Annotated in this window: 7 protein-coding genes and 1 pseudogene; 3 read left to right on the top strand and 5 right to left on the bottom strand. The window is 65.6% G+C overall.

Annotation, left to right across the window (positions count from 1 at the left end; all coding sequences use genetic code 11):
* The first annotated feature begins 112 nt into the window (after positions 1–112).
* Both ACSDR0_RS13625 and ACSDR0_RS13620 read left to right on the top strand, forming a co-directional pair.
* Positions 113–1,207, top strand: coding sequence for an alanine racemase (locus ACSDR0_RS13625; RefSeq protein ID WP_435289136.1), 1,095 nt, complete (start codon positions 113–115; stop codon positions 1,205–1,207).
* Positions 1,208–1,300: 93 nt separating this feature from the next.
* Positions 1,301–1,646, top strand: a pseudogene (locus ACSDR0_RS13620) (hypothetical protein); the annotation flags it as partial.
* 11 nt (positions 1,647–1,657) lie between these two features.
* Here the strand turns inward: ACSDR0_RS13620 and ACSDR0_RS13615 are convergent.
* The 5 genes from ACSDR0_RS13615 to ACSDR0_RS13595 form a co-directional block, all read right to left on the bottom strand.
* Positions 1,658–2,092, bottom strand: coding sequence for a hypothetical protein (locus ACSDR0_RS13615; protein ID WP_435289135.1), 435 nt, complete (start codon positions 2,090–2,092; stop codon positions 1,658–1,660).
* A 159-nt stretch (positions 2,093–2,251) separates the two neighbouring features.
* Positions 2,252–2,620, bottom strand: a complete 369-nt coding sequence (locus tag ACSDR0_RS13610; protein WP_435289134.1) for a hypothetical protein — start codon at positions 2,618–2,620, stop codon at positions 2,252–2,254.
* A 771-nt stretch (positions 2,621–3,391) separates the two neighbouring features.
* The gene (locus ACSDR0_RS13605; RefSeq protein WP_435289133.1) at positions 3,392–3,985 is read right to left on the bottom strand and encodes a hypothetical protein; all 594 of its coding nucleotides are present in this window, start codon (positions 3,983–3,985) and stop codon (positions 3,392–3,394) included.
* Positions 3,986–4,288: 303 nt separating this feature from the next.
* Entirely contained in the window at positions 4,289–4,837 is a 549-nt protein-coding gene (locus ACSDR0_RS13600) for a hypothetical protein (protein WP_435289132.1), read from the bottom strand.
* Entirely contained in the window at positions 4,834–5,160 is a 327-nt protein-coding gene (locus ACSDR0_RS13595) for a PadR family transcriptional regulator (RefSeq protein ID WP_435289131.1), read from the bottom strand. Before ACSDR0_RS13595 ends, ACSDR0_RS13600 begins: the two co-directional genes overlap by 4 nt.
* Before the next feature lie 340 nt (positions 5,161–5,500).
* On the opposite strand from ACSDR0_RS13595, the gene ACSDR0_RS13590 reads away from it, so the two are divergent.
* Positions 5,501–6,139, top strand: coding sequence for a hypothetical protein (locus tag ACSDR0_RS13590; RefSeq protein WP_435289130.1), 639 nt, complete (start codon positions 5,501–5,503; stop codon positions 6,137–6,139).

The following is a 6,139-nucleotide window of genomic DNA, read 5'->3' as shown; positions in this document are numbered from 1 at the left end:
GTACGAGATGCTCTACCCGAACGTCCAGTCGGCATGAGAGTCAACCAAGCCGACTCCACCGAACTCGGGGTACATCAAAGTCTCCACGAAACTCGGCGCGGTTCAATGCGAGATGACAGCTACCACCCTGCCGATCCGCGCCCGGGCCGTGGAGTTGGCCGCCGCGGGCCAACTGCCCGCTTACATCTATGACCTGGCCGACCTTGACGCGCACATGGCGGCCATCCGGTCGGCCATGGGCGACATCGAGGTCTACTACGCCGTCAAGGCCAATCCGGACCCGAACCTGATGAAGGTCATTGCGCCCTATGTCCAAGGCTTCGAAATTGCATCCGGGGGAGAGCTTGCACACGTGCGCGAACACTTCCCCGGATCACGCATCGCCCTTGGCGGACCTGGCAAGACGGATGCCGAGCTCTTTGCCGATGTCTACCGGCTCCACATCGAGAGCCCGAGCGAGATCCGGCGTCTGTTCGCGGCGGGCCGGTCGGCGGACGTGCTCCTGAGGGTCAATCTCGACATCCCTATCAAGGGCGCGTCCCTGGCGATGGGTGGCGGTGCTACGCCGTTCGGCATGGACCCCGAGGGCGTTGCCGAGTGTCTCGACATGCTGAAGGGTCAGGACGCCGTTCGGCTTCGCGGTATTCATGCTCACCTGGCCAGCGGCTTGGACGCGCCGGCCATGCTTGAGTTGGCCGGCGCGATTCTCGGCTATGCCCGTGGGCTTGGCGTCATGGAGGTGAACGTCGGCGGCGGCATGGCCGTGTCCTACGCCGACCCGGGGTCACGGTTCGACTGGGAGGCGTACGGTGCTGGCTTGGCCGCTCTCCGACGCCCCGGCGAGACGCTGCGCATCGAGCCGGGCCGGTCCATTTCTGTCTATTGCGGGCGGTACGTCACGCGAGTCATGGACGTGAAGCGCGTCCATGGGGAGCTGTTCGCCGTGGTGGCGGGCGGGACGCACCACATCAGGACCCCGGCGACCAAGGGGCACAGCCAGCCCATGGTCATTGACGAGCCGGGGGAGCCGGCCACGATTGTCGGCCAGCTCTGCACGCCGAAGGACACCATGGCGCGGCACGTGCCGGTGAGCCTGAAGACGGGCGATGTGGTGGAGTTCCTCATGGCCGGCGCCTACGCATGGAACATCTCACACCACGACTTCCTGATGCACCCGAAGCCAGGCTTCCACTACGTCGGCGGTTGAGCGGAGGTGTCCGGGGAGTGCCCCTATGGGGTTGGTCAAGCCGCGCGGAGCGTGGGTGGTTGGTAGGGGGTGTTGGTGCGGAGCATGGCGCACAGGACGTCGCAGCTGACCGCGATACGGCACCGGGCCCGGTCGATGGAGATCGCTGAGCTGGCGATCTCCGACCGCGACGCCGGGGTGGTCGGCTTCGACATCGCCGGCGCCGAGGCGGGCTACCCGCCCACCCGGCACCTGGACGCCTTCGAGTACCTGCAATCGCCTGATGAGCGGCACCTCGATGACTCGCGAACTCGCCCTGCTCGCCGACGCCTTCGGCCTGCCCGACTTCCGCGGGTTCGCCATCAACGCGATGAAGTCCGCCTGCATCCCCTTCGACGAACGCCTGGCCATCATCGGCAACGTCATCAAGTCCTGGTACGCCGACCAGCTGAAAGCCTAAGACTCAGCGGCTCAGTTGTACTGGTTGTATTGGTCCGCGCTGAAGTCGAAAGAACCTTCCCTGGCCCGCACATGCAGGTAGACCTTCCTTATGGGCTTGCGGCCGGTGCGGGTGAGGTTTCCGAAGTTGGTGCCGTGGTCGCCGCAGCCGTTGGTGTCCGACCTCCAGGCGCTGGTCCCGTCCGTTCCGTCGGTGTGAACCCAGACAAACCGGGCACTCACCGGAGCGTTGTCGCCGGGACAGAGGTCGCGCACCGTGAAGTTCCGAACGACGACCCTCGTCCGGCTGGTGAAGTCGATGGTCGCCCGGACGGACCCGCCACCGAGGTCGCGGTAGGGGGGCACGCTGGCGGAGGCCGCTCCGTCTCTCGCCTGCGCCGGGCTTGGCACCAGCAGCCCGCTCAATACTGCGATGCCCAGCGCGGCGCCCAGAATGCGTGTCTTCAACAGTCCTCCAGCAAGAGATGTCTCGGTTGGTTCGGTTGGCCGTGGAGCGTGCACTTCAGCGCTCCCGCGTGGCCGGCGGGGGGAGATGTGCGAGGTATCGCCTCGTGGCGGATCGCGACGAAGAACGGCGATCGATGGTGCGGGGGCCCTGCGTGAGCGTCAGGTCTGGAAGGTGAACGTCCCGCGCAGGACGGTGTCTCGCCCGCTCCAGTAGCTCTCGTAATCGGCCCGGTAGGTGACGTCTTCGAAGCCGGTGAGCACCGCACAGGTGGCGCCGGGGTGCCGGATGTTGTCGTCTCTGATGACGATGGGCTTTCCGATCACACCCGGGCGGGTCAGGGTCACCTCCACCCAGGCTGTCCCTGTGGTGTCATCGGCCCGGACGCACAGCTCGTTCGTGGGGTCGGCGTAGCGGACGATCCCGTCGCCGACATCCCGTTGAAAACTCGCCGCCAAGGCCGGTTGCGCGAGAATGACGCTCGCCACCGCGACAGCGACGCCGACGGTGACCGTTTTGAGCGGGTTCATCGTTCTTCCTTCTCTCGCACGCAGATCAGCCCGCCGGAGCGCCTGGTGCCAGCGGGCGGAATACGGCCTCCGACGAGGCTCCTGACATGAGCGATCCCGGCGGCCCGAGGTTCACCGGAGTGATCGTTGCACGCGTCGGCAGCATCATGGAATACGACGGGAATACGTCGGGAATACGCCTGGTCACCCGGCATCGAGAGATGACTTCGGGCGGAACCCCTGTGCCGGAGGCGCCTGTCTTTGCGTGATGCTGAAGGAGTTGGGGGGTGACGACGATCAGCGGCCAGATGCGCCGGCTTCGTCGCCGGTAGTCCCGCAGCGGGCCTCGCAGTCGCTGTAGCGCTCCACCTGATGATGAAGTAGGCCGCCCCCTGCCACCGTTCTCGGTGAGCGCGGCGAACGCAACAGCGTGAAGGCGCTTCGCGCGTCTCCTGCGTGCTTCGCACGATTGACCTGACATCTTTGGGTGTCTACCTGGGTGACAACGACGGATGGCGATCACGGACGTAGGTGGACGCTGGCGGACGGTCCGACACGGCCCGTCTGACAACTCCCAGTGATAGATCATGCGTTCGATTTTGCTCGTAATGAAGGGGTCTGGGGTTCGATTCCCCAAGGCGGCTCTTAGGTCAGAGGCCCTCCGGGATGATCCCGGAGGGCCTTTTTCGTGTCCGTACAGCAGCGAAACACAGCAACGGAGTCAGCTGTTCTGGGACCGATCCGGTCATGCTCCGGAGTGGCGATCTGAGACAGTGCTCGTACCTCTCGTGCTTAGAACCCATGGCTGGTTGCATCTGACGTCAGTGCGAGCACGCCGGTTCCCCGCACCTTTGTCTCGCGTGTCAGGGTGAACGGGCTGACGCCGTACGCGGCGGCGATCTCAGGGGCCAGGTGGAAAGCGGACCACGTCCACTCCTCGATCTGTTCACCGCTTGCGGTTCGCAGGTCTCCCTCGGCCGGGAGCCCTAGCTCCAAGCGCCGTGCCTGCTCCTGAGGCAGCGGATCGCCGAGGGTGAGCAGCTCGTCATCGGCCTCGCCGGTCGCCGCGTACCGGCGCACGACGCTGCCGCGCTCGGCCACCAGCCATGCCGAGCCGTCTCCTTGCTCGCCGTAGTAGTAAGCCTGAGCCCGTCCGTAGCGGGCGCTGAGCGCCTTGCACGACCTGAGCACATCCTCGTGGCGCTCGCTGTCGCGAGGATCACACCAGGCTCCGATGACCAGGGTCCAGCCGTCCACTTCAGGGGTGACGAAGACCCGTGACAGGTGAGGGCGATCATCCGGGTCGCCGTGTGCGTCGGCGTCGATCACTTTTCGGGCCTCGGCGAACGTGATCGGTCTGGGTGAGGACAGGCCCAAAACCTCCATGACACCCGCCTGATCACCGGTTGGGACCGCGACCCAGTGGTTCCAGCACGTCGACACCGGCTCAGGCCAGTCCTTCACCTCTGTTCGCACAGGCCCACTGTGCCAGGTCCACCACAGCGGCCGGTGTGGAGATCAAATCTCAAGCTGAGGGATTTCTGCGTGACCAACTGCGTGACAACGACCACGGACAACGACGGACGACGATGGGTCACCGTGGATCGTATGCGTTGGCAGGGGCGGGTGCGGGCTCAAGGTCCCGCCCTCTCGTGGTTTCCCTCGTGCTGAACCGGAACCGGGGGCGGATCAGCCGCCGAGGCGGGCTTCCGGTGGAATCGGAACGTAGGAGGTGCCGTCGGGATGGAACTCGTGTCTGGCGAGCCATCTACGTTGGAACTGGCTTTTGGCCGGCAGTAAAAGCAGGTAGACAACTACAGATGACCCCAGTAAGCCCAAGAAAAACAGATGAGTCACGTGCGACGTGAGCACTTGGCCCAACGTCATCGACAGACTGATGTAGAACATGGTGGAAGCTATGTGCCGCTCAAAGAAGAAGCGGCCTCGGATATCGTCTCTGGCCCACCAGCGATACTTCCATGGCACCTGGATGCCAACCCATCGGTAGAGAAGCCAGTTCCCTATCGGCGGACGCTCACGCAGGCGCAGCATGAGGCCGCCGCGTAATACGTCCAGGCCGTCGCGCAAGGTCGGGCTGCTCTGTCCCGGCTTGGCAAGGTCCATCAGGGTGCTCAGGAGTTCGGGGCCGCGGAACTCCCGGAAACGGGGCGGGTAGGCCAGGCGCATCAGCGACCGGCAGCGGCGCTCGTAGGTGGAGGTGGCGTCGGGGGTCGTCACATTCCCATCCCGGGCTGGAGGTTCAGGCGGCGCTGAGCGGTGGCGGCCAGGCGTGTCAGGCGGGTGGTCTCCTCGGCCAGCACCTGGCGGCCGTGGCCGGTGAGGTCGTAGTAGCGGCGGTGACGGCCGGAAACGACCTCCTCCCCGACCACGACCACCAGCCCGTCGCCTGCCAGCCGGTCCAGGGCGCCGTAGAGGGTGCCCGCGCCGAGGCGTACCCGCTCTTCGGACAGCTCTCGCACCGCTTTGATCACTCCGTAGCCGTGGAGCGGGCCTTGGGACAGGGCCAGCAGGATCAGGTAGCTCTGCTCGCGTAGTGCCATATCTGATATATATCGTCATCCGTACTATCGAATCAAGAGTGACCACTACCCGTGCCGCTCGCACAGTGAGCGCCATCCGTGGGCCGTCCGGCAGGCTCTCGCTCGCCGTCCATCCCGCGGTCCGTTTCGTGGGGTCCCAGAGCCGGGCATCACAGTTCGCCGCAACTCCGGATCTCCGCTCGAAAGCGATCACCGCCTCAACGGCGTCGGCGGGAGCCTCGGTCTTCGCGGAGAGGGTCACGTGGGCGTGAACGCGCGGGATGGACGAACCTGCCGGACAGTGCTGTCACAAAGGCGGTACGACACATGCCGGACTGTCGTAAACCCTAGGATCCGTTTCATGCCCCCCGTGATCTTAGGCGGTCTCACCGCCGCCCTCCTGCTGGCCTCCGCCGCTCCCGCCGTGGCCGCCGCCCCCGTCAAGCCCCTGAGTCCGGCTCAGCTGCGCGCGGCCCTCATCACCCCTGAGGACCTGGGCAGCGGTTTCACGCTCAACCCGAAGCGCTTCCGCGGGACGCTGGGGTCCGAGGAGGCCCACACGAAGAAGTGCGTGAAGGCTCTTGCGGCACTGAGGCCCATCCTCAGGAGCAAGGCGGCGTCCTTCATCGACAAGAAGGGGAAGCCGGCGGGTGTCAGGCAGTTCGTCATAAGCGGCACCCCCGCCAGGATGGCCTCATGGCGGAAGGCGGGCCAGGTCATGGTTCGTGACTGCGTCAGGAACAGGACGGGCAGAGACGTCAGGGAGACCATCACCAAGCTCTCCGTCGGCGGAGCCGGGGACTGGACGTACGGGATCAGGTACAGCAAGAAGGTCCCCGAGGCGGCTCTCAGCCCGGTCCACGCGTCGGATGTCGTGCTCGTCAAAGTCAAGAACACCGTCACCTTGCTGGTGAGCGACGGGTACTTCTCGACGTTCGACTCCGGCCTGAGCAGGCGGGCCGCGAGGGTGGCGGTGGCGAAGCTTCGAGACGCCCAGTGA

The organism is Streptosporangium sp. G11 (assembly GCF_051192615.1).
Classification (GTDB): domain Bacteria; phylum Actinomycetota; class Actinomycetes; order Streptosporangiales; family Streptosporangiaceae; genus Streptosporangium.
Note: the sequence above shows the minus strand (reverse complement) of the source record. Positions and strands in the feature narration are given on the sequence as shown.

Coding starts and splice junctions, on each gene's coding strand:
- ACSDR0_RS13605 (WP_435289133.1), bottom strand. CDS start 3,985: ATGGAGGTTTTGGGCCTGTCCTCACCCAGACCGATCACGTTCGCCGAG.
- ACSDR0_RS13610 (WP_435289134.1), bottom strand. CDS start 2,620: ATGAACCCGCTCAAAACGGTCACCGTCGGCGTCGCTGTCGCGGTGGCG.
- ACSDR0_RS13590 (WP_435289130.1), top strand. CDS start 5,501: ATGCCCCCCGTGATCTTAGGCGGTCTCACCGCCGCCCTCCTGCTGGCC.
- ACSDR0_RS13625 (WP_435289136.1), top strand. CDS start 113: ATGACAGCTACCACCCTGCCGATCCGCGCCCGGGCCGTGGAGTTGGCC.
- ACSDR0_RS13595 (WP_435289131.1), bottom strand. CDS start 5,160: ATGGCACTACGCGAGCAGAGCTACCTGATCCTGCTGGCCCTGTCCCAA.